Source organism: Agromyces sp. Y558 (assembly GCF_059445415.1).
Genome location: NZ_JCAIUH010000003.1, coordinates 403,907 through 425,070, shown reverse-complemented (window position 1 = coordinate 425,070; position 21,164 = coordinate 403,907). Strand labels below are relative to the sequence as shown.

Annotated in this window: 22 protein-coding genes and 1 other RNA gene; 8 read left to right on the top strand and 15 right to left on the bottom strand. The window is 64.8% G+C overall.

Features of this window, described 5'->3' with window-relative positions:
- Positions 1-42: 42 nt before the first annotated feature.
- Positions 43-711, bottom strand: a complete 669-nt coding sequence (locus AC1C2T_RS16880; protein ID WP_495386059.1) for a helix-turn-helix transcriptional regulator — start codon at positions 709-711, stop codon at positions 43-45.
- Between the two features lie 415 nt (positions 712-1,126).
- Between AC1C2T_RS16880 and AC1C2T_RS16875 the strand changes: the two genes are divergently transcribed.
- The 3 genes from AC1C2T_RS16875 to rnpB all read left to right on the top strand — a co-directional run bounded on the left by AC1C2T_RS16875 (position 1,127) and on the right by rnpB (position 3,200).
- Positions 1,127-1,945 (top strand): Nif3-like dinuclear metal center hexameric protein, encoded by an 819-nt coding sequence (locus tag AC1C2T_RS16875; RefSeq protein WP_495360073.1) that lies wholly within the window; start codon positions 1,127-1,129, stop codon positions 1,943-1,945.
- A gap of 52 nt (positions 1,946-1,997) precedes the next feature.
- Complete coding sequence (locus AC1C2T_RS16870; RefSeq protein WP_495360072.1) at positions 1,998-2,735, top strand: zinc ribbon domain-containing protein; 738 nt, start codon at positions 1,998-2,000, stop codon at positions 2,733-2,735.
- Between the two features lie 87 nt (positions 2,736-2,822).
- Positions 2,823-3,200: RNase P RNA component class A (gene rnpB / locus AC1C2T_RS16865), an RNA gene on the top strand.
- A 39-nt stretch (positions 3,201-3,239) separates the two neighbouring features.
- Here the strand turns inward: rnpB and ppgK are convergent.
- Both ppgK and map read right to left on the bottom strand, forming a co-directional pair.
- Positions 3,240-3,992 carry a polyphosphate--glucose phosphotransferase gene (ppgK, locus tag AC1C2T_RS16860; RefSeq protein WP_495386058.1) on the bottom strand — a complete coding sequence of 251 codons (753 nt, stop codon included), beginning with the start codon at positions 3,990-3,992 and terminating at the stop codon, positions 3,240-3,242.
- A gap of 35 nt (positions 3,993-4,027) precedes the next feature.
- On the bottom strand, positions 4,028-4,891 hold the full coding sequence (map, locus tag AC1C2T_RS16855) for a type I methionyl aminopeptidase (protein WP_495386057.1): 864 nt from the start codon (positions 4,889-4,891) through the stop codon (positions 4,028-4,030).
- A gap of 11 nt (positions 4,892-4,902) precedes the next feature.
- On the opposite strand from map, the gene AC1C2T_RS16850 reads away from it, so the two are divergent.
- Positions 4,903-5,088 (top strand): SPOR domain-containing protein, encoded by a 186-nt coding sequence (locus AC1C2T_RS16850; protein ID WP_495360069.1) that lies wholly within the window; start codon positions 4,903-4,905, stop codon positions 5,086-5,088.
- 75 nt (positions 5,089-5,163) lie between these two features.
- Here AC1C2T_RS16850 and panB read toward each other — a convergent pair whose 3' ends face one another.
- Positions 5,164-6,048, bottom strand: coding sequence for a 3-methyl-2-oxobutanoate hydroxymethyltransferase (gene panB / locus AC1C2T_RS16845; protein WP_495386056.1), 885 nt, complete (start codon positions 6,046-6,048; stop codon positions 5,164-5,166).
- 87 nt (positions 6,049-6,135) lie between these two features.
- Here panB and AC1C2T_RS16840 point away from each other — a divergent pair, with 87 nt between their 5' ends.
- Positions 6,136-7,473 (top strand): glutamine synthetase family protein, encoded by a 1,338-nt coding sequence (locus tag AC1C2T_RS16840; protein WP_495360067.1) that lies wholly within the window; start codon positions 6,136-6,138, stop codon positions 7,471-7,473.
- An 11-nt stretch (positions 7,474-7,484) separates the two neighbouring features.
- Complete coding sequence (locus AC1C2T_RS16835; RefSeq protein WP_495386055.1) at positions 7,485-10,499, top strand: bifunctional [glutamine synthetase] adenylyltransferase/[glutamine synthetase]-adenylyl-L-tyrosine phosphorylase; 3,015 nt, start codon at positions 7,485-7,487, stop codon at positions 10,497-10,499.
- Positions 10,500-10,957: 458 nt separating this feature from the next.
- On the opposite strand, the gene AC1C2T_RS16830 is transcribed toward AC1C2T_RS16835, so the two are convergent.
- From AC1C2T_RS16830 to AC1C2T_RS16780, 11 genes are all read right to left on the bottom strand, one after another.
- Complete coding sequence (locus AC1C2T_RS16830) at positions 10,958-11,326, bottom strand: hypothetical protein (protein WP_495386054.1); 369 nt, start codon at positions 11,324-11,326, stop codon at positions 10,958-10,960.
- A 60-nt stretch (positions 11,327-11,386) separates the two neighbouring features.
- Positions 11,387-14,059, bottom strand: a complete 2,673-nt coding sequence (locus AC1C2T_RS16825) for a phage tail tape measure protein (RefSeq protein WP_495386053.1) — start codon at positions 14,057-14,059, stop codon at positions 11,387-11,389.
- A 488-nt stretch (positions 14,060-14,547) separates the two neighbouring features.
- Positions 14,548-14,934: a hypothetical protein gene (locus AC1C2T_RS16820; RefSeq protein ID WP_495386052.1), complete on the bottom strand. Its 387-nt coding sequence runs from the start codon at positions 14,932-14,934 to the stop codon at positions 14,548-14,550.
- A gap of 131 nt (positions 14,935-15,065) precedes the next feature.
- Positions 15,066-15,785: a hypothetical protein gene (locus tag AC1C2T_RS16815; RefSeq protein WP_495386051.1), complete on the bottom strand. Its 720-nt coding sequence runs from the start codon at positions 15,783-15,785 to the stop codon at positions 15,066-15,068.
- A gap of 88 nt (positions 15,786-15,873) precedes the next feature.
- On the bottom strand, positions 15,874-16,023 hold the full coding sequence (locus AC1C2T_RS16810; protein WP_495386050.1) for a hypothetical protein: 150 nt from the start codon (positions 16,021-16,023) through the stop codon (positions 15,874-15,876).
- Positions 16,020-16,172, bottom strand: coding sequence for a hypothetical protein (locus tag AC1C2T_RS16805; RefSeq protein WP_495386049.1), 153 nt, complete (start codon positions 16,170-16,172; stop codon positions 16,020-16,022). Before AC1C2T_RS16805 ends, AC1C2T_RS16810 begins: the two co-directional genes overlap by 4 nt.
- Positions 16,169-16,399: a WhiB family transcriptional regulator gene (locus AC1C2T_RS16800; protein ID WP_495386048.1), complete on the bottom strand. Its 231-nt coding sequence runs from the start codon at positions 16,397-16,399 to the stop codon at positions 16,169-16,171. Before AC1C2T_RS16800 ends, AC1C2T_RS16805 begins: the two co-directional genes overlap by 4 nt.
- Before the next feature lie 366 nt (positions 16,400-16,765).
- Positions 16,766-18,073 (bottom strand): AAA family ATPase, encoded by a 1,308-nt coding sequence (locus AC1C2T_RS16795; protein ID WP_495386047.1) that lies wholly within the window; start codon positions 18,071-18,073, stop codon positions 16,766-16,768.
- Between the two features lie 277 nt (positions 18,074-18,350).
- Positions 18,351-18,890 carry a hypothetical protein gene (locus tag AC1C2T_RS16790; RefSeq protein ID WP_495386046.1) on the bottom strand — a complete coding sequence of 180 codons (540 nt, stop codon included), beginning with the start codon at positions 18,888-18,890 and terminating at the stop codon, positions 18,351-18,353.
- Positions 18,874-19,176, bottom strand: coding sequence for a hypothetical protein (locus tag AC1C2T_RS16785; RefSeq protein ID WP_495386045.1), 303 nt, complete (start codon positions 19,174-19,176; stop codon positions 18,874-18,876). Before AC1C2T_RS16785 ends, AC1C2T_RS16790 begins: the two co-directional genes overlap by 17 nt.
- 5 nt (positions 19,177-19,181) lie before the next feature.
- Complete coding sequence (locus AC1C2T_RS16780; protein ID WP_495386044.1) at positions 19,182-19,397, bottom strand: helix-turn-helix domain-containing protein; 216 nt, start codon at positions 19,395-19,397, stop codon at positions 19,182-19,184.
- A 91-nt stretch (positions 19,398-19,488) separates the two neighbouring features.
- Here AC1C2T_RS16780 and AC1C2T_RS16775 point away from each other — a divergent pair, with 91 nt between their 5' ends.
- The gene (locus AC1C2T_RS16775; protein WP_495386043.1) at positions 19,489-20,070 is read left to right on the top strand and encodes a helix-turn-helix domain-containing protein; all 582 of its coding nucleotides are present in this window, start codon (positions 19,489-19,491) and stop codon (positions 20,068-20,070) included.
- Positions 20,045-21,154 carry a tyrosine-type recombinase/integrase gene (locus tag AC1C2T_RS16770; protein ID WP_495386042.1) on the top strand — a complete coding sequence of 370 codons (1,110 nt, stop codon included), beginning with the start codon at positions 20,045-20,047 and terminating at the stop codon, positions 21,152-21,154. Before AC1C2T_RS16775 ends, AC1C2T_RS16770 begins: the two co-directional genes overlap by 26 nt.
- The last annotated feature ends 10 nt before the right edge of the window (positions 21,155-21,164 follow it).

Here is a 21,164-nt window from a genome sequence, read left to right as displayed (position 1 = left end):
TCGCCGAAGGCGGCAGCCTTCCTCTCAAGGCAACCGAGTGCTTCAGTGCGCGGCGTCGGCGACGAGTCGGACACAGCAATGACCGTCGCGAGGTTCGAGGGCCACACGGCACGCCTCGCCGGCGCCCTCGGCTGCGCCACGCAGGAGCGCCGTGTTCGCACCGCAGATTGTGGCGGTGTGGTTCTGCGCCACTCTGTGGAAGGGACAGTTCGTCAGCAGCATCCCGCCGTCACCGTCGTCGATCGGTTCGTAGCCGAGGCGCTGCAGCACGTCGGCCATCGAGTCGGAGGCCGCTCCGAGCGCTCGACCGAGTTCGGTCGAGACTCGCTCGAGCGTCGGTCGGATGGGTTCTCCCGTGCGGTCGGATTCCTCCACGGCGCGAGTCAGGAGTTCGGCGGCGACGTCGTAGTGACGCTCGGGCACCGAGACCACGAGTTCACGGGGGACCGGGCGATAGAGCTTCGCGGGGCGCCCGGCACCTGGGCCAGATCTGCCGTTGCGTCGGTGGAACTCGGTAACGAGCAGACCGGCCTCGACGAGTCGGTCGAGGTGGAACGCCGCGGTTCCGCGCGCCATGCCGAGGGCCCTGGCCGCCTCGTCTCGCCCGACGGGCTCTGCATGCCGCGCTACGAACTCGAGCAGGGCCCGCCGCTGCGGGTCCGCGATCGAAGCGATGGCAACGAGATCGTCGTGCCGCGTGGGGTCATCCATACGCGACATGATATCTCTAAAACAGCAGTTCTCGATTGAAGAGCAGGATCTAAAACAAGCAGCATTGTCTTAAGAAATCACCGCTCCTACAGTCGGGAGCAGGGCTGCGATCGAGTCGCACGGAAAACTGGTGATCATGAGTAAAACGGCGAACTTCGTGATCGTCGGTGCCGGCCTGGCCGGCGCCACGGCGGCCAAGCAATCGGGTCGATCCGCAACGCCTTGCCGACGAGCGTATGCCGCTGGAGGAGCTGTGAGCACCGGAGACGGCATTGGCCTCGAGACAGGCAGTTCCACCGGACCTCTCGCGGCTACGCAGCATGGGGCGCCTGATTCCGACCGACATCTCAGGCAGCCGCGCTGTGCGGTGACGACCGTGCGGTGCCAGCGTCGACCGCGAAGGTAGGCTGAGCGAGTGACCGCCATCCTCGCCGACCTCCTGACGACGATCGATCGTCTCTGGCCGATTGCGGGTGCCGAATCGTGGGATGCCCCGGGGCTCGTGGCCGGCGATCCCGCTGCTGCGGTGCGCCGCGTCGTTCTGACCGTCGACGCGGTTGCCGAGACCATCGACGAGGCGCTCGCCGAGCACGCGGACCTCATCATCGCCCACCACCCGCTGCTCCTGCGCGGGGTGACCTCGGTCGCCGAAGACCGCTACAAGGGTTCGCTCCTCGCGCGGTTGATCCGAGCCGACTGCGCGCTCGTCACCGCGCACACGAACGCCGACGTCGTCGACGCGGGTACCTCGGCTGTGCTCGCCGAACGTCTTGGACTCGTCGAGACGACCCCCATCGTTCCGTCGGCCGATCCAGCTTCTGGGCTCGGCCGTATCGGGCGGCTGCCCGAGGCCACCACCGTCGGCCGACTGGCCAGACGGCTCGCCGAGATCCTCCCACCGACTGCGACCGGCGTGCGCGTCGCCGGCGGATTCGACGATCAAGTCGAAATAGTCGCCGTGTGCGGCGGTGCCGGCGATTCGCTGCTCGGCGACCCTGCGGTGCAAGCGGCCGACGCCTACATCACCGCAGACTTGCGCCACCATCCGGCCTCAGAGGCGCGCGAGCAGGCCAAGCTCACCGGTGGGCCCGCCCTACTCGACGTCTCGCATTGGGCGAGCGAGTGGCTCTGGCTCGATACTGCAGCCGAGCAGCTGCGCGCCGCGCATCCCGAGCTCACCGTCATCGTCTCCGAACTCCGCACCGACCCCTGGGACTTCCAGATCGTGCAGTGAACCAGCACCACCACCGTCCTCTCCGACGACCCGATCCCACGAGGAGCACCACGTGAAGGCCAGCCCCGCCGAACAAGAACAGCTGCTGCGGCTCCAATCCCTCGACACCCGGTTGACGCAACTCGCCCACCGGCTCGCCACCTTGCCGCAGGCTGGGCCCCTCGCCGAACTCGCGGCTCATGACCTGGCGGTGCGCGGCACGCGGGCCGAGGCGATCGGCGCGCTCGAAGACGCGCGCATGGAGCTGAAGCGCCTCGAATCCGATGTCAGCGTGGTCGAGGCGAGGATTGCGCGCGACGGCGACCGGCTGCAGCACACCTCGTCGGTGAAAGACGTCTCGGCGCTCGAGTCCGAACTCGCATCGCTACGGCGTCGCTTGAGCGATCTCGAGGAGCAGGAACTCGTCGTGATGGAGCGGGTCGAAGAAGCAGAGGTGGCCGTCTCGAGCATCGATCTGCAGCGCGCGGCGATCGACGCCGATGTGGCGAAGCTCGAGGCCGAACGAGATGAAGCCGCCGGAGGGCTCGCTGTCGAGCGCGAGCAGACGGAGCGTGATCGCGGGGTCGTCGCCGGCGGCATCGCCGAGCCGCTGCTCGCCTTCTACGAGCAGCGTCGGGTGCGCGGCGGGGGAGTCGGAGCCGCGTTGCTCCAGGCGCGCACCTGCGGTGGCTGCGGTATGACGCTGACCGGCTCCGATCTCGAGGCGGTGCGCCGTGCCGCCCCCGACGATGTCGTGCAGTGCCCCGAGTGTGATCGCATCCTGGTGCGCACCGAAGAGTCGGGTCTCTGACCGAGCCGCAGTTCGAGACGGTCTGCATCGGGTGCGGATGCCTCGGCGATCCGTGAGCGGCGGCCGACGGTAGACTCGTGGTGCGAGTGGGTCGGCAAGACGGTCGCGTCGCACGGTTTCGATCGTGCGCCGAGGAACGTCCGGGCTCCACAGGGCAGGACGGTGGGTAACACCCACCCGGGGTAACCCGCGAGACAGTGCCACAGAAAGCAGACCGCCGGGTGCGCAAGCACCAGGTAAGGGTGAAACGGTGGGGTAAGAGCCCACCAGCGGCCGCGGTGACGCGGTCGGCTCGGTAAACCTCGTCCGGAGCAAAGTCAGACAGGGAACGATGGGGCTGCCCGCCCCGTTCCCGGGTAGACCGCTGGAGGGCTGCGGCAACGTAGTCCCGAGAGAGATGGCCGTCCAGCCGGTGTCGCGCAAGCGCCCGGTGAACAGAACCCGGCGTATCAGCCGGCCCACTCACACCCCGGCATCGTCGAGCGACGAATGCGAACGCGAGCCTCAGTGCGCGGCGAGCGACGCAGCCCCGAGGATGCCCGCGTTGTTGCGGTGCACCGCCGGAACGATGGGCGTCTGGAGATCGAGCAGCGGCAGGAACTGGGCATGGTGCTTCGAGACGCCGCCGCCGACGACGAACAAGTCTGGTGAGAACAGGAATTCGACGGCCGCATAGAAGCGTTGCAGTCGGGCAGCCCACTCCTCCCAGCTGAGCGACTCCCGTTCCATCGCCGAGTAGGCGGCACGCTTCTCAGCTTGCACCCCGTCGACCTCCATGTGGCCGAGTTCGGTGTTCGGCAAGAGCACACCGTCGTAGAGGAATGCCGAGCCGATACCGGTGCCGAGGGTCGTCAGGATCACGAGCCCGTCAGCGCCGACCGCGGCCCCATAGCGGGATTCTGCGTACCCCGCGGCATCCGCATCATTGATGAAATGGATCTCGCGACCGAAGGCGTCCTCGAAGAGCTGCTCGGCCGGCAAGCCGATCCACTCGCGCGAGATATTGGCTGCTGAGAGCGTGCGGCCATGCTTGACGATCGACGGAAAGCACACACCGAGAGGGAGAGTGTCGCCGAACCCGTCGGAAAGTCCGGCGAGCAGTTCGCCCGTGGCAGTGAGGATGTCTGCAGGGCGACCACCCTCAGGTGTGGGCACCTTGCGACGGTCGGAGACGAGCTGCCCCGTGTCGAGGTCGACGACCGCGCTCTTGATGCCGGTGCCACCGATATCGATGCCGATCGCGTGCTCAGAGGCCATATGCGCCACACTATCGCGAGCTGCACGAGTGACGATCAGGGGAGGGTCAGGATCTCGGCACCTCGTTCGGTGACGACGAGGGTGTGCTCGAACTGGGCGGTGAGTGAGCGGTCGCGCGTGACGACGGTCCAGTCGTCTGGCCACAGATCCCATTCGATCGCGCCGATGGTCAGCATCGGTTCGATCGTGAACACCATGCCGGGCTCGATGACCGTGTCGTGCTCCGGCGCGTCGTAGTGGGGGACGATCAGTCCGGAGTGGAATGCGCGACCGACCCCATGGCCCGTGTAGTCGCGCACCACCCCGTAGCCGAAGCGCTTCGCGTATGCCTCGATCGCGCGTCCGATGACGTTGACCTGTCGACCCGGTGCGACGGCACGGATGCCTCGGCGAAGCGCCTCCCTGGTGCGCTCGACGAGCTGCGCGGCTTCGTCGCTCGCCTCGCCGACCAAGAAGCTGTGATTGAGATCTCCGTGCATGCCATCGAGGTAGGCGGTGACGTCGATGTTGACGAGGTCGCCGTCGGTGAGCACGGTGTCGTCGGGGATGCCGTGGCAGATGACCTCGTTGACCGAGGTGCAGGAGGACTTCGGGTATCCGCGGTAGCCGAGCGTCGACGGATATGCGCCGTGCGCAACGACGTGCTCATGCACGATGCGGTCGAGCTCTTCGGTTGTCACGCCGGGCCTGATCGCGGCCGACGCCGCCTCGATGGCGCCTGCGGCAACCCGTCCGGCGGCACGAACGCGTTCGACTTCCTCGGGGGAGTAACGGTCGCCACCCGAGTAGGGTGCCGGCGTCCGCCTTCCGACGTACTCGGGGCGTGCGATCGAGGCGGGCACGGTTCGCGTCGGCGACAAGCGGCCGGGAATCAGGTGGCCGGAAGCGTCCTTGGGCATAGGATCAGCCTATGGCCGAGGATGTCGAACACCTGTTCTGGTACAACCTGCGCACCGGTGAAGTGGAGCAGGGATTCGAGTCGCCGTCGACCGATCGGGTGGGTCCGTTCGAGACTCGCGCCGAGGCGGAGCGGGCGCTCGACATCCTGCGCGCGAACAGCGCGAAGTGGGCCGAGGAAGAAGCCGCGGAAGACTGACCCGACCGCGAGCTCCGTTCGCTGAGCCTGTCGAAGTGGGCGTGGCTGCTCCCTTCGACAAGCTCAGGGAGCTCGCTACTCGTACGAGTGCTCGGCGCCCGGGTAGACGCCCGACTCGACGTCGGTACGCCATTCTTTCGCGGCTGCGCTGAGAATGCCCGAGAGGTCGGCGTACTGCTTCACGAACTTCGGCACCCGACCGATTGTGAGTCCGGCCCAGTCTGTCCAGACGAGCAATTGACCGTCGGTGTGGGGCCCCCCGCCGACGCTGATGGTCGGGATTTCGAGGAGTTCGGTCACCTGACGCGCGGCATCGGCCGGCACCATCTCGAGCACGACGGCGAACGCGCCCGCCTCTTGCACGGCCTTTGCGTCGGCGAGGAGTTGCTTGACCCCTTCGCCGCGCCCTTGGATCACGTGACCGCCGAGGCCGTGCTCACTCTGCGGCGTGTAGCCGATGTGCGCCATGACGGGGATGCCGGCGCCGACGATGCGACGGATCTGCTTGTGGCTGCGCTCACCGCCTTCGAGCTTCACGGCGTGCGCGCCGGTCTCTTTCATGAACCGAACCGCGGTGTGCAGCGCGTCTTCGGGGCCGTTCTCGTAGGAGCCGAAGGGCATGTCGGCCACGACGAAGGCGCGTTTGACGGCACCTGCGACCGCTCGGGTGAGGGGGATGAGCTCGTCGACCGTGACCGGCAGTGTCGTCTCGTAGCCGAAGACGTTGTTGCCCGCCGAGTCGCCGACCAGGAGGAAGTCGATGCCGGCCTCGTCGAAGATGCGGGCAGTGAGCTGGTCGTAGCTCGTCAGGCCCGTGATCTTGATGCCGTCACGTTTGGCGTTCTGGAAGTGCCGGGTGCGCACGCGCTTCGGCCCTCCGGTTGCGGCGCCGCCGCTGTAGGGGTTCTGCTCGGCGCCGGCCGAGGAGTCGGATGCTGCGGTCTGAAGCTCGCCTGACATGGGCCAAGTCTGGCATACGCGGTACCCGCTCCCGCTCTCGTGGGCGCGTGCGAGCCAGTACGCTGAGAGGTGCGAGAGAGGGTGTGGATGGATAAGCAGCGCGACTTCGTACTTCGCACGATCGAGGAGCGAGGGGTCAAGTTCGTCAGGCTCTGGTTCACCGACGTCGTCGGCACCCTGAAGTCGGTGGCCATCGCCCCCGCTGAGGTCGAGGGTGCGTTCACCGAGGGCATCGGGTTCGACGGTTCGGCCATCGAAGGTCTCACCCGCACGTTCGAGTCCGACCTCCTCGCCTACCCCGATCCCACGACGTTCCAAACGCTGCCGTGGCGCGGTGACATCGATCCGACCGCGCGCATGTTCTGCGACATCACGACGCCCGACGGCGAACCGGCGGTGTCCGACCCGCGCAATGTGCTGAAACGCACCCTCGCACGTGCTGCCGACCGTGGATTCACGTTCTACACGCATCCCGAGATCGAGTTCTACCTGCTGAAGTCGTCGAAGTACGGCGAAGCGGGCCCCGAGCCCGTCGACTCGGCCGGCTACTTCGACAACGTTCCAGGCGGCACGGCCCACGACTTCCGTCGCCGTTCGGTGCGAATGCTCGAAGACCTCGGCATCTCGGTTGAATTCAGCCACCACGAGGCCGGCCCAGGGCAGAACGAGATCGACTTGCGTTACGCAGACGCGCTCACCACCGCCGACAACATCATGACGTTCCGCACGGTGATCAAAGAGGTCGCGATCGAGCAGGGCGTCTACGCGACATTCATGCCGAAGCCGTTCTCGCAATACCCGGGCTCCGGCATGCACACGCACCTCTCGCTCTTCGAGGGCGATGCGAACGCCTTCTACGAGGCCGGCTCGCAGTACCAGCTGTCGAAGATCGGCCGGCAGTTCATCGCGGGCCTACTTCGGCACTCCGGTGAGATCTCCGCCGTCACCAACCAGTTCGTGAACTCCTACAAGCGACTCTGGGGCGGCGACGAGGCGCCGAGCTTCGTGTGCTGGGGCCACAACAACCGATCCGCGCTCGTGCGGGTGCCGCTCTACAAGCCGAACAAGGGCCAGAGCGCAAGGGTCGAGTACCGTGCAATCGATTCGGCGGCCAACCCCTACCTCGCATTCTCGCTGTTGCTCGCTGCGGGCATGAAGGGCATCGAAGAGGAGTACGACCTTCCTCCCGAGGCCGAAGACGACGTGTGGGCCCTCACCGACCGCGAGCGCAGGGCGCTCGGTTACGACTCCCTTCCGGCGAGCCTCGACCACGCGATCCAGCGCATGGAGGAGTCCGAGCTCGTCGCCGAGACGCTGGGCGAGCAGGTCTTCAACTACGTGCTGGCGAACAAGCGCGCCGAGTGGCGCGACTACCGTTCGCAGGTCACGCCGTTCGAGTTGCAGCGCAACCTCGAGATCCTCTGACCTCGCAGCGGATGTCTCGGCAGACTCCCACGCTCGGAAGAGTCGCTCGTGCGGGCTTCGCCGACCTCGACGGCGCTGCGACTGCACTCGCGGGGCTCTCGCTCGAGACGGGAATCGACGTCGAGCGACTGCTCGACCTCTTCGCCCAAGCCGCCGATCCCGACGAGGCGCTCGCGGTCGTGCAACGACTCCATGAGCAGGCTCCGGCCGAGCTCGCGGCGGTGCTCGCGCACGAGAGTGCCGCCGCGCGCCTGGCGCGGCTCATCGGCGCGTCGCGCGGTTTCGCCGAGTTCATGTTGCGACACCCCGCGGAGCTCACCGTCTTCGAACAGGTGCCGATCTCACCGCCGAGCGTCGACGACGCACGAGCATCGCTGCTCGCCGCGCTCGACGAGGTCTCGATCGCACCCGGCGACTCCGAGGCCGCTGCCAGCGCCGTCCGCATCCGGTATCGCCGGTTGCTCGCCGACATCGCCGTGTTCGACCTCACACGGAGCAACCCGGTCGACGTTGTCGAGGTCGTCGCTGCTGGGCTCGCCGATCTCGCTGGGGCGACCCTCGACGCCGCGCTCGAAGCCGCTCGGCGCGTGATCACTCGCGATTCCGGTGCGACTGCGGCGCCCGGTCTGTATCTCGCAGCCGAGGTCGAGGCGACTCGGCTCGCGATCATCGGCATGGGCAAGGCAGGCGCCCGCGAGCTCAACTATGTCAGCGATGTCGACGTGATCTTCGTCGCTGAATCTGCCGACGAGACCGTCGTCTCCACGCCACGAGCCCTCGAGATCGCGACACGTCTCGCGATGCTCACGATGCGCATCATCGGCGAGCCCGGTATCGAGCCGCCCCTGTGGGAGGTGGACCCGAACCTCCGGCCCGAAGGTAAAGACGGTGCGCTCGTGCGCACGCTCGAGTCGCACCTGCAGTACTACGAGCGTTGGGCGAAGAACTGGGAGTTCCAGGCCCTCCTGAAAGCCCGTCCACTCGCCGGCGACCACGACCTCGGACGCCGCTACGCCGATGGCGTCGCGCCGAAGGTGTGGACGAGCTCCAGCCGCGAGGGCTTCGTCGAGTCGGTGCAGGCCATGCGCGAGCGGGTCACCCAGCACATCCCGGCCGATGAAGTCGACGTGCAGATCAAGCTCGGGCCCGGCGGCATCCGTGACATCGAGTTCACCGTGCAGTTGCTGCAACTCGTGCATGGCGCGACCGACGACGGCATCCGTCAGGGCGGCACCCTGCCCGCCCTCGCAGCTCTCGCAGAGCGCGGCTACGTCGGGCGAGAGGAGGCCGCGGAGTTCGCCCGCGACTACCGGGTGCTGCGGGTGCTCGAGCACCGCGTGCAGCTCGAACGGCTTCGTCGCACCCACCTCATGCCTCGCGACGAGCATCGGCTCCGAGTACTCGCGCGCGCCTCCGGTCTCGGTCGTACCGCCGGCGAACTCACGACGGTGTGGCAGAGCACCCGTCAACGGGTGCGCGGCCTGCACGAACGCCTCTTCTACCGCCCCCTGCTCTCGGCGGTCGCGGCGTTGCCAGCATCCGGTCTCGGGCTCACGAGCGACCAGGCTGAGGCACGTCTGGCGGCGATCGGTTTCCGCGACCCGCGGGGAGCGCTTGCGCACATCGCCGCGCTCACGACCGGTGTGTCGAGGCGCGCGCAGATCCAGCGGCACTTGATGCCGGTGCTGATCTCCTGGTTCGCCGATGGAACGGACCCCGACTTCGGGCTGTTGTCGTTCCGCCGCCTGAGCGACACCCTCGGCACCACGCACTGGTATCTGCGGCTGCTCCGCGACTCGTCAGACGCTGCGCTCCGATTGACGAGGGTGCTGACCGGCTCCCGCTTCGCGGCAGAGCTGCTCGAGCGCAGCCCCGAGGCGGTCGCCTGGCTCGAAGACATCGACGAGTTGCGCCCTCGGTCGCTCTCGGCGCTCGAAGACGAGACTCGCGCGGTGCTTCGACGGCACGAGCAGCCCGATGCCGCCGCGAAGATCTTCCGTGCCATCCGGCGCCGTGAGGTGCTGCGGCTGGCGCTGTCCGCCATCCTCGACGTCTGCACCGTCGAGGAGCTCGGGCACGGGTTGAGCGACGTGACCGAGAACCACATCGCTGCACTCGTTGCGGCCATCAGGGCTCCCGAGCCCGACGGCATCGAGTTCGCCGTCATCGGCATGGGGCGGTTCGGCGGGCGCGAACTGGGCATCGGCTCGGACGCCGACATCATCTACGTCTATCGGGCGACGGATGCCGCGGCCGACGCCGCGCATTCGCGGGCGCTGCGCATCGTCGCCGAGCTCGTGCGCCTCAGCGAAGACGCGCGCCTGCCGTTCGATCTCGATGCCGATCTGCGCCCTGAGGGACGAAACGGGGTCGTCGCCCGCTCACTCGACGCGTACCGCGCGTACTACGCGAGGTGGTCGCTGACGTGGGAGGCGCAAGCGCTGCTGCGGGCCAGAGGCGTCGCTGGCGACCGTGGGCTGGTCGATGCGTTCACGGAACTCGCCGACACCGTGCGATACCCGGTCTCGATCAGCGAGCACGATGTGCGAGAGGTGAAGCGCATCAAGGCACGCGTCGAGAACGAGCGGCTGCCGCAGGGCGCCGACCCGACCCGGCACCTCAAACTCGGGCGAGGTTCCCTCTCCGACGTGGAGTGGTTCGTGCAGCTCGTGCAACTGCAGCACGCCGCCGAAGTTCCAGCGCTCCGCACGACCTCGACGCTTGACGCTTTGGCGGCCGCCGTCGAGTACGACCTCGTCGAGGCATCCGACGCTGAAACGCTTCGCGCAGCCTGGGTGTTTGCCTCGCGAGCGCGCTCTGCGCTCACCTTGTGGCTCGATCGCACCACTGACGTGCTGCCGGTCGAGCGGTCGCAGCTCGAGGGTGTCGCCCGCATCATGGGCTACCCGCCCGGTTCGGCGACGCAGCTCGAACAGGATTACCTCCACGTCACGCGCCGCGCGCGGGCCGTGTTCGATCGTGGTTTCTACGGCATCGAGGTGCGGCGAGAACCCACCTCCGGGTGAGGTGTTCGGCTTTGCTTCGACCGAACCTGTGAACGGCGAATGGGCCCGCCCCGCCGAAGCGGTGCGGGCCCATTCAGGTCGGATCTGTTGTCTGCTGGTGATGCAGGCACAGATCCTGGGGACAGCAGAGCAGGCTGCAGTTATCTAGACGCCGTAGTAGAGCTCGTACTATTCCGGGGCTATTGGCCGTTGTTGGGGGCGATGGTATCCGCCGGCTGACCAGCGGTTTACGTGTTGACCGGCGGTGTGGGTGTAGGGGTGATCTTGGGACTTTTGCGGACTTCCTGCGGACTACGCCGGGAATTCGGGGCCGCTCGAGTTGTGGTGCGTAGACTTCCTGCCATGAGTGACGGCCTTGCGGCGACGGAACCGGATTGCCCGAACTGTGGCACCCGCTGCGTCAGCGGGCTTGCTGGCATCCCCTACTGCCGCACCTGCAAGATCGCCGCAATCGAGGCCTAGACGGTTGCTTCGCCATCTTGAACGCTCAGGCGCCGGTAGGACGTGACGAACTGGCTCATTCGACGCTCGAACATTCCGATGGTGATCACGTCTGTTGAGGTGCTTTCGAGAATGATCGCGCACATCATTCGCATGGCTGCATTGGCGAGGGGCCGCCGGAGTGCTGCGTCAGTCTCGTGCAGGATCCGAAGATAGCCGCCACCCTTATCGGTGATGATCTCATTGACGAGGTCAATGGTGAGCGCTTGGAACGTTGGCGAGTCAATCGAGGTGAAGCCTCGATGGTTTTCGAACAGAAGATGCGTCACGGATACGTCGTACCCCGTCATCTCTTGGAACTTTTCAGCAGTGATCGCCTCAATCATGACCTCATCCTCTCGCGCTTAACGGCAGAATGGCCCTCCCCGAAGAGAGGGCCATTCGTATCAGTACACGCCGGCGTGTCCGCGCTGCGAGATGCGCGTGTTCTGACGCTCGTTGTGAGCAACGACGACGCCGGCTTCCTGCCGGATGACGGCCTCAATCTCACGACCTCCGACATCGAGGCGCAGCTTGAGACCGTCAAGCGAGGGTGCTGCAACATTCACGACCGGTGACGAATGCTGGGACGCGTACGACGTGGCGTAGCTGCCGTAGTTCTCCCGCCTGAATGTGCCCGAGTTGATCGCGTTCAACATGTCGAGGTGCTTGTTCGTCGCATCAGCGTTCACGACGAACTCACCCGGTGACAGCATTGCGTTGACACGGTCGTCTCGAGGGCCACCGGGACCCTGCACAACACCGTCCTTCCACCATGTCGGCGAACCGCCCGACAGGCGCGGCCAGAACTGCCCGCCGTCAGCGAACCCGCCAGGGCCGCCGTCGTTGCCGACCGTCGTCCGAACCCCCACATTGTTCGTGACGATTGTGATCGTGCGCCCGTTGTTCGAGTAGATGAACTTGTCCAGCGCATTCTGTGCGGCCTGCGTGTCGGCGAGAATCTGAATCTGCTTCTCCGACGGCATCGCGTAGATCTTGTCGGTCAACGCCTGCGCTGCGGTCGCGTTCCCAGTCAACGCGAGAATCTGGTTGTACAGCGCTTCGCGGCCGGCCGCGAGTGAGGCCGTGTAGTTCTTCGTGTTCCCATCAACCGCGAGCTGGGCTGCGGCAGCCGTTTGAGACTTGCCCGCCAGCTCGGCGAACATGGCCGCATTCGCAGCACCCGCAGCCGTCGACTCATCAACCGACGTTGAGAAGCCGTCTACGCCCGCCTGAGCCTGCGCCACGGTCTCCCCGACGCTGGCCATCGCATCCTGGTACGCGGAGTTCGCAGACACCGCATCCTGGCCAACACCGTTCGCCTCGTTGACTGTGTCGATGAGGCCTTGAAGGTTCGACTGCAGCGCAGCCGCACTATCCGCAGCGGTCAGGTAGGCGTCAGCCGCCGTGTCTGTGGACTCCGCGGAACCATCCGCTGCGGCCCGCTGATCCTCAAGGTTCTGAGCGGCACGAGGCAGGGCGTCGGAGATTTCGTTCAGCGCACGAGTGGCATCGCCAGCCCGCACACCAACCCCGGTGAAGAAGTTGCCAATGTTGTTGTTCCCGGCAATCTTCCCTGCGTACTCGTCGTACGCAGCACCGCCCTCGAGGACAGCATCAGTGAGTTCCTTCTGCGAGATCCCAGCGTCCTTCGCCGCGGCAAACACGCCCTTCTCAGCGAGCTGCTTCGCGACGAGCTCACGCGTGTAGGAAGTGATCGCCCCCGTGGACTCGTCAAGCGTCGCCTGCAGGTCAGCGGTCGTTGCGGCTGCGTCAGCTTGCCGGTCAGCCCAGACCGCGAACGCAGCACCCGCGAGCGCCAGCGCACCGGTCACACCGCCAAGGGTGCGGGCCATGCCACCACCGCTCAGGTTCATTGCGGCCATTGCTGCCCGGAACTCGGCAATCTTCGGCACCGCCAAAAGAGCGGCGCCACCCATCAGACCCACCGCACCGACGAGACCCGTCAACGCAAGCCCGCCCGCAAGCACCGGTTCAGGCAACGCGCCGATCTCGGACACAGCCCACGTCGCAGCCTGCGTCAGAGAACGCAGCGAATCATTCGCACCAGAACCCGTCTTAATGAACGTCGTATCGAGCGCACCGCCGAGTTTCTCGACATCACCAGAGAGGTTGTCCAGACGGATCCGGGCAGTCTCAGCCGCATAGCCGGCATCGTTCGTCTGATCGATGTACTTCGCGATGCCGGTAGCGCCCTCGTCGTACAGGACGTTCGCGACACGCAGCGCATCGTTACCGAAGATGGTCGCCAGCGCCGAGTTACGCTGCTCATCACTCAACGACCCGAGCTTCGTCTGAAGTTGACCGGCGATCTCGTCGAACGATTTCATCGCACCGTTCGCGTCATAAAACGAGAGACCGTAATCAGACATCACCGACTGTGCCTTCGCAGTAGGAGCCTGCAACGCAATCAGCGCCGACTTCAGCGACGTACCCGCATCGGAACCCAACAGGCCCGCATCCGCGAACGCCGCCAGAACACCAGTCGTGTCCTCAATCGAATGGCCGGCACCATTCGCCACCAGACCGGCCTGCCCGAGCGCAGCAGACAGGTCGGAGACGTCACCAACGGCCTTACCCGCACCAGCCGACAGCAGGTCAGCGACGTGAGGAAGATCTGAGCCTTCAAGGTTGAACTGCTTCATGGCGGTCGCGGCGATACCCGCAGCCTCAGCCACCTCGAGCCCACCAGCCGCAGCCAGATCCAGGGCACCGTTCAGACCGCCCGAAAGAATCTGCCCAGTCGACAGACCCGCCTTACCAAGCTCCTCGATCGCGTTCGCCGACTCGACAGCCGAGAACACAGTCCGGTCCCCAGCATCCAGCGCCGCATCACGCAAAGCGGACATGTTCGCCGTCGACTCATGCGTCGCAGCCTGAACGTTCGACATCGCAGCATCAAAGGCCGCGAACTTCGCCACAGCCAGACCAACACCCACTGCAGCCATCGCACCGATCGCCAACGATGCGCGACCCACCTGCTGAAAGCCGTTGGCCTGCGCCGCGAGCTTGCCCGCAGCGTTAGACGTCTCGTTGGTCGCCTTCGCGGCCTTATCCATACCGGCTATGTACCCGGCAACCTGCGCCGTTAACGTCACCTTCGTTACTCGATTTGCCACCTATTCATCTGCCTGCCCCCCCACCGGTAGAAATGAAAGACGCCCGCACAATGCGGACGCCGAACTGCCCTGTAGCGCAAACACGCCACCTTGATCACTCGTCGAACTTGACCCCGCACGCAATCAACCGCTCGACCGCGCACCTACCGTCACCGTTCGGCAAACCCATTGCCCGCATCCGCTCATAGTCCGGACCGACAAAGCCATTTGCCAACGGCGGCTTCACCACCCCCGCATCACGCGCCCACCGAAAAGCGGACACCATATGCCGATTCAACGGACCCCACTCCAACTCCGGACCCGACGCCGACAGCCCATGCCGGCGCAACCAAGCGACCGTCGCAGCCTTCGACCGCCACGCATCGTTCGACTCGTCCAACAACTCAGACGGCACGCCACTCACCTCGGCGACCGCAGCCGCTCGCAACCTAGGCACCCGGCGCCTCCCGCTTCGCCCAACGACGCTTCGCAGTCTCCGACGCCGAAGACGCACGAGCAGACTTCATGCCCTCACTCGCCACAGCCCCACCCAGGTTCAACTGCAACACCAGCCGCGCATACGACGCCTGCTGCTGCCGCAACTCAGCAACCGCCGAGTTCAACACCTTCTGACCCTGCGAACCCATGATCATCACACCGTCAACCGCAATTGACGATGACAACCGGTCGATCATGTCCAGAGACCTGCACACCTCAACCAACAGATCCGACTCACGAGCATCGAACTCCATCTCCTCCTGCACTGACTTCCAGAACGCCCCACCACGCTCACCGATCCCATCCGGAACAGCCGGAATCTTGCTGCTTCCACTCATCTCAAACCTCCAAAAAACCGAAGCTCCCTACCGCCCGACATTCTTTTGCCCTCACCGGCGGTGTTGAGCGCCGTGTGATTGGGGGACCCCCGCCCACCCCTTCATCGGTCGATGGGATGCGGGCGGTGGCTTTACGCGCGGGTTCCTCGTTCGATGTGGGCGATGAGGTCGAGCTTCTGTCGCACGAGTTCGTTGCCTGCGTCGTTGAGTGTGTTGCGTTCGTCGTTGTCGGTGCTGTTGCCGAGTGCGTCTTGGGTCAGGCGATCTTGGGTGGTGAGTTCCTCGACGCGCCAGGTCATCGCTACTCGGGTGATCTCCTTGGTTGTCCCGATGGTGAGTGTCTGGCTCGGGTTCGTCAGGGCTTGGCTCACGTTGGGAATGTCGTTGGGGAAGAGTTGCATCTGACGGTAGAAGATGCGGCGGCGGTTGAGTTGGTCGAGTGCTGCGATCTTCTGCTTCACGATCTCGAACGTGTCGAACACTTCCTGCTCGGCTTGTTCTAGTTGCGTGATGATGCTGTCGCCGGCCTTGGGGGCTTCGCGCAGCAGTAGGTCGTGAAGGCGCTGGGTCGCGTCGATGGCTTTGTCGGCCCAGGCTTTCTTCTGGGCGTCGATGGCGGTGCTGTCGAATGTGCTGGGCGGGGCCTTGATCTTCGAGAGGTCGGTGCCGTTCGTGGCTGCGTCCCTGAGTTCTGCGGCGTAGGTGGTGTGCTGCTGTTGGAGCTTCAACTTTCCGTGCTCGATGGTGTCGTCGAGTTTGTCGTGTTCACGGATGGCGTGGCTGAGCAGATCCCATGCGGCCCTGAGTTCAGGGGTTGTGATCATCGACTCGGTTACGGCGGTGGGGCGCATGTGGCGCGGGAACTTGATCATTAGATGTTCTCCTTGGTAGTGGTGTCTTCGGACTCAGGTCGGAAATCGTTTCCGACCGTGAGTTGGGTCATTTGTCTTCCCGTGCCTCGAGGATCGATTCGATCTCGTCGGCTAGTTCGTCGAGTTGGCTTTGGATGTTGCGGAGTGCTTTGCGGAGGCGTCTGACGTGGCGCTCTTGGGTGCGGGACATGTCGCGGTAGAACTCGAGGCGGCTCACGAGCGCACGTCTTTGAGTTGTGGGCAGGTGTCGTCGTGCCGTAGGACTTTCCAGATCCATAGACCTGCGGTGAGTTCGATCTGCCGGATGTTGCCGGTGCAGTCCATGCATGTGCCCCAGCCGCCGGTCTTGCCGATGGTGTCGATCATGTGGTTCGTCCTCTCTTGCGGCCGGCCCAGAATCCACCGTCGGGTCTGCCTTCGATCGCGTATGCCTCGCATGCGGCACGCAGCGGGCAGAGGGTGCAAAGCTCCGTCATCTCGAGGTCTTCGGCAGGTGTCAGCTCATCGGCGACGAAACGGTCATCGCCTGCACAAAGCGGAGCACGCGTACGCAGCAGGGCGGTAAGAGCGATGAACGCTTCCTGCCCCCTCATGACGTCACCGGCGCGGGTGAGTCATCGGTCTCCCGCCTGCAGCGCGCACACGGCCCGTACACGCCACCGCACACGTAGTAAGGGTGACGGGGGCACTCGCCGATACGAGGCGCCGTGCGCGCCGCATCCCTCTCCTGATCGCAAGCGGAACAGCGCGGCTGAAACACTTCTCCGACATGGGACTCGCACCGGACCCCGACGTCGAGTCCGGGCATCATGTCCTACTCCGTAGGAACGGGCACGAGCCGTCGTGCATCACCTGGAGCACGTAAACGCCACCCCCACCGTCAATGAGCCGGCTTTCGCTCAGACAGTCCGGGCATCGATATGCGGCTGCGAGCTCCACAACACGACGATCCACGGCGCTCATGCGTGTACCCCCAAACGGATCTCTTCGAGAGCAGTGTGGGGGCGGTCGCACGGGGTCGGCCAGCCGCAGCCGATGCAGGAGTCAGGGTCGGTGGACCCCCATAGCAACTCGGTGGTGGGATGGGTGGAAGGGGTGGGTTCCGATTCGTTTCCTACAGTTCCCACGGCCGGATGCGGCGTCGAAGGTGTCGCGAAGGTGTCGTAGGTGTCACTCTCACGTGAGCCGACACCTTGGACACCTTGGGTGACTCCTTCGCTTTCGATCACCCAGACCCATCCGGTACCGAACCCCGACTTGCGCGATGCAATCCGCGGCTCCCGGCATCGTTTCCGGCCGTTCTTCATCTCGGTCTCGTTGAACCCTGCGGCCCTGCCCGCCTTCAGCACGGCCGATGCGGGAGCCTCGAGAATGTCGACGCCGTTGAGATAGTCGAGGATGAACGCCTGAGCCGCGTTCCGGTCATCGTGATCGTCGTCGGTCGAGGGGACCCGGTTGATGATGTCGCCGACTGAGAGGTCGGACTCGCCGAGCATCACTACGCGGGCGACGGCGGCAATGTGGCCGTCGTCGGTCTCGACATCGGTGGACTCGAGCGCGAACGCGAGAGACCCTGTTCCATGCTCGGAGTAGTTGCCCTTGTCCTGCGTCATGATCCGCTGGCCGGTCTCTTCATCCGTGGCGAAGAGGAAGACGGATCGTGCGGCGTCACGGAACGCATGTGAGCCGCTCATCTTGTCGGACGCGTTCCCGCCGCCCTTATTGAAATGGCGAACGCAGAGGACAACTGTGCCGGTTGCGTGAGCGATCCGAGCGAGCGAGTCGAGAGTGCGGCGGGTGTCGGCCTCCTTGTTCAGATCGCCGCCCATCGTCGAGCTGATCGGGTCGAAGATGACGAGCCGCGCCCCGGTCTCGATGATCATCGAGCGCACGAGCTCGATATCGCCGGGGAGGTTCGGGGTCACCTCGAGGGTGTCCTGGTCGATGGTCGATTCGATGCCGAGCTTGAAGACCCGATCGAGGTCGGCGCCTGCTGCGACGAGTCTGGGAAGGATGACGGTCTCCCATCGGTCTTCACCCGACCAGATCAGGACAGGTGAAGGCTCCCCGTAGAAGCTCCCTGGCAGGGTGCCGCGGGTGATTTCGCTGGCCATGTGGAACGCGACGCTGCTCTTGCCTTCGCCGCCTCGCCCGGCAAAGACTGAGAGCGTCGCCGTCGGGATCCGGTCTTCCCAGAACCACTGCTGAGCTTCCGTGCGGATGAGTCGCGCGGGTGTGGCGACTGCGGTGCGCTGTTCGTCGGTCATGCGGCCACCTCTCCTAGAAATTCTTGCCAATACTCGTGAGCGCCGGCGTCCATCGCACGGCGCCGCATGTCGCGGATCTGCGGCTCGGAGTAGTGAGCGCGGAGGTACCAGTGATCGGCGGTTCGGTTTGCGCTATCGAGTTGTGGCTGCAGCCAGTCGAGGCATGCGGCCCACCCCGCGGCCCACGCGCCCAACCTGAACTCGTGTCGAGGGTCGGGCGGATACGTGAGCTGCGGGAGGTCATCAAATGCGAATTGGTTAGCCATCGCTACCCCCTTCACTGCTCGGCGTCCGACGCGGCGGTGAGCTGGTCGGGTACGGCGTTCTGCACGGGCACGAAGAAGCCGTCGTTGTCGCCGTCGGCGCCCATGAACCTGTAGATACCGAGGTTGGTGCTCCTGTGCTCCCTGTCGTCATCGCCCCACTCGGCTCCGATCGCGGACCAGTGAGAGGCGCTGGCGCTGTGGCTCACGAATTGCCCGCCCTTGTAGTCGTCGGATGTGGTTACGCTGCGGATCACGTAGGCCAGGGATCCGACCTCGAGACCGTGTGCGAACATCGTGAGCGCGCCGGGTACGTCCTTGATTGCGGCGGTAGCGGCTTCGTTCGCGGCGTCTGCCAGTGCACGGAGGTGGATCACCCGATTCTCGAGGGACTCGTGAGCACCCGACTTGAACATCTTCTCGGGCCGGGTCACGGCCTCGATGGCGTGGTCGAGGTTGCGCACCTCTACGGGCAGGTCGATCCAGAGTGGCTTCTTGGGCTTCTGCGCGGCGCGAGTGGCGGTGGGTGCCTTTACGCTAGACTTGGTGGACATGATCGGTTCCTTTCAGAGGGGTTTCGGTTTCTGCTCCCGTGTGTTCCAGCACTTCGGGAGCATTTTTCTTGAGACGAGCGCGCACCATTCCCTTGCGGGTGACGTGGAACGTCCAGAGTTTGAGGAGCGGTTTCAAGTCCGCTCCGCTGACCCAGATACGTGTTCCGTCTTCGGTTGAGATCATGAGGTTTTGGCCCTCAAGCTTGCGAATGACAGCGTCGACCACCGGGTCCGCGTGAGTCAGCGGGTTGTAGCCGGGCGAATGGTCAGCCCCGCGAGTGGTCAACGGATCTATCCGTCGAACGCGGCATCGATGATGCGGTCGATCTCGGCAGCTGACACCACGATGCGACCGCCGATCTTGCCGGTCTTCAGCTGCCCGGTGTGGATTAGCCAGCGAATAGAAGCTTCGGAGCGGCGAAGCTCGGCGGCCACCTCGTTCACGAAATAGAACCGGCGGGTTGCCGACTGGTGCCGGTCTTCGCTCAGTGCGAGTTGGGTAGTCATGCTGTCTCCAAACGTTTACGATGATCCCTCAACACTAATGCATTCCACGACAGCGTGCAACCATCCACGCAATTGTGGAATACTGACAGGCATGACGACACTGCAGGACGAAGAACACTTCGCGCGCCGCATGGCCGAACTCCGCACACAGCGAGGGATGAGCCAGAGCGAACTGGCGCGAAAGATGACTGAGAGGGGCTTTGATACCTACTCGCAGATGACCGTCAGTCGCACAGAGAAGGGGGACCGCCCAATCCGGCTAGGTGAAGCTCGCGTATTGGCAGAGATCCTCGGCAGCCGCATCACCGACATGACACGCGGCCCTTACGCAGCCGAGCTCATCAAAGGTATGGACGCAACACGAGACAGTATGACGCGGGCAATTCTCAAGGTCATGCACACGCTGCAGTGGTACGAGGATCTGACACATGTAGTCGACGATCTACACCTTCGGGTGAGCACGCTCACTGACGAGACGGAAGAAGCAAAGCAAGTCAGACAGGCACTCGCCAATCTCGAGGTGCTGAAGTTCCCAGTGAGTGTCGTGGCTGAATGGGCCGCGCAAGCTGCAATCGAACGCGATATTGGCGATCCCGACCTCCTGGTCACCGACATAGCCTCGATGCGCGCACTGGCGGAGAAGGCCGATGGCGAGCATCCAGCGGCGTCCTGACGGGACGTACCGGGCGCGGTATCGAGGGCCGGACGGTAAGGAATACGCCAAGCACTTCAAGTACAGCCACGGGTCGAAGACGGAACCTCACCTCGGTTCGGCTCAGAAATGGCTTGATGAGGCGACGGCGGCAATGGCTGCAGGTAAGTGGGTTGATCCGCACACGTCGAAGATGACGATGGGGGAGTGGCTCGACAAGTGGGTCGCCGGCTACGCCTCGAACAAGCCTCAGACCGTCGTGCAGGCCAATGTTCATATCAAGGTGATTCGCGAGGAGTTCAAGAATCGGCAACTGCGCACGATCCAGCCGTCGGATGTGAAAACGTGGATGGCTGAACTCTCGGAGAAGTACTCGACGAGCTACACCTATGCGCTGCACGCGCGGCTGAGTCAGATCCTCTCTGACGCGGTGCATGACGGCGTCCTCGCGCGTAACCCGTGCTCACGTAGAACAAGCCCTCCTGCAGCCTCACAGCGGCCTTACGTGGCGACTACGGCTCAGGTCTGGTCACTGCACGAGGCGCTGAAGCCGGCGTACAGGAACATGCTCCTGCTCGGCGCTTTCGCCGGGTTGAGGGTCGCCGAGTGCGCGGCGCTGGAACTTGACGACGTCGACTGGGTGAATGGTGCGGTGACCGTATCGAAGCAGCACGGGAAAGGTGACTTGAAGACTGATCGTTCAGGTGACACGGTCCCGATCCCGCTCGAGTTGGCGACGATGATGCGCGAGAACGTCGGCGAAGTGCATGTGATTCCTGGCGTCTTCGGTCGAGGCGTCGGCCCGTACCAGTTGAATCGTGAGTGGATCGAGGCCCGCAAGAAGGTGGAGGGTCTACCTGAAGGATTCCGGCATCATGATCTTCGGCATTACTTCGCGTCGATGCTGATCGCGGCGGGGCTCGACGTGAAGGTAGTGCAAGCGCGGATGCGTCACGCGTCGGCCACGGTCACCCTGAACACTTACAGCCACCTCTGGCCGGACTCGGACGACAGTTCGCGTGCTGCGGTCGCCGCAGTCTTGAACGCACGAAAGACCCCCCTGAGTGCTGACTCAGAGGGGTCTGTCGAAACTTCTACGGACTAACCGCGGACTA

Coding starts and splice junctions, on each gene's coding strand:
- AC1C2T_RS16880 (WP_495386059.1), bottom strand. CDS start 711: ATGGATGACCCCACGCGGCACGACGATCTCGTTGCCATCGCTTCGATC.
- ppgK (WP_495386058.1), bottom strand. CDS start 3,992: ATGGCCTCTGAGCACGCGATCGGCATCGATATCGGTGGCACCGGCATC.
- map (WP_495386057.1), bottom strand. CDS start 4,891: ATGCCCAAGGACGCTTCCGGCCACCTGATTCCCGGCCGCTTGTCGCCG.
- AC1C2T_RS16850 (WP_495360069.1), top strand. CDS start 4,903: ATGGCCGAGGATGTCGAACACCTGTTCTGGTACAACCTGCGCACCGGT.
- panB (WP_495386056.1), bottom strand. CDS start 6,048: ATGTCAGGCGAGCTTCAGACCGCAGCATCCGACTCCTCGGCCGGCGCC.
- AC1C2T_RS16840 (WP_495360067.1), top strand. CDS start 6,136: ATGGATAAGCAGCGCGACTTCGTACTTCGCACGATCGAGGAGCGAGGG.
- AC1C2T_RS16835 (WP_495386055.1), top strand. CDS start 7,485: ATGTCTCGGCAGACTCCCACGCTCGGAAGAGTCGCTCGTGCGGGCTTC.
- AC1C2T_RS16830 (WP_495386054.1), bottom strand. CDS start 11,326: ATGATTGAGGCGATCACTGCTGAAAAGTTCCAAGAGATGACGGGGTAC.
- AC1C2T_RS16825 (WP_495386053.1), bottom strand. CDS start 14,059: ATGGATAAGGCCGCGAAGGCGACCAACGAGACGTCTAACGCTGCGGGC.
- AC1C2T_RS16820 (WP_495386052.1), bottom strand. CDS start 14,934: ATGAGTGGAAGCAGCAAGATTCCGGCTGTTCCGGATGGGATCGGTGAG.
- AC1C2T_RS16815 (WP_495386051.1), bottom strand. CDS start 15,785: ATGCGCCCCACCGCCGTAACCGAGTCGATGATCACAACCCCTGAACTC.
- AC1C2T_RS16805 (WP_495386049.1), bottom strand. CDS start 16,172: ATGATCGACACCATCGGCAAGACCGGCGGCTGGGGCACATGCATGGAC.
- AC1C2T_RS16800 (WP_495386048.1), bottom strand. CDS start 16,399: ATGAGGGGGCAGGAAGCGTTCATCGCTCTTACCGCCCTGCTGCGTACG.
- AC1C2T_RS16795 (WP_495386047.1), bottom strand. CDS start 18,073: ATGACCGACGAACAGCGCACCGCAGTCGCCACACCCGCGCGACTCATC.
- AC1C2T_RS16790 (WP_495386046.1), bottom strand. CDS start 18,890: ATGTCCACCAAGTCTAGCGTAAAGGCACCCACCGCCACTCGCGCCGCG.
- AC1C2T_RS16780 (WP_495386044.1), bottom strand. CDS start 19,397: ATGACTACCCAACTCGCACTGAGCGAAGACCGGCACCAGTCGGCAACC.
- AC1C2T_RS16775 (WP_495386043.1), top strand. CDS start 19,489: ATGACGACACTGCAGGACGAAGAACACTTCGCGCGCCGCATGGCCGAA.
- AC1C2T_RS16770 (WP_495386042.1), top strand. CDS start 20,045: ATGGCGAGCATCCAGCGGCGTCCTGACGGGACGTACCGGGCGCGGTAT.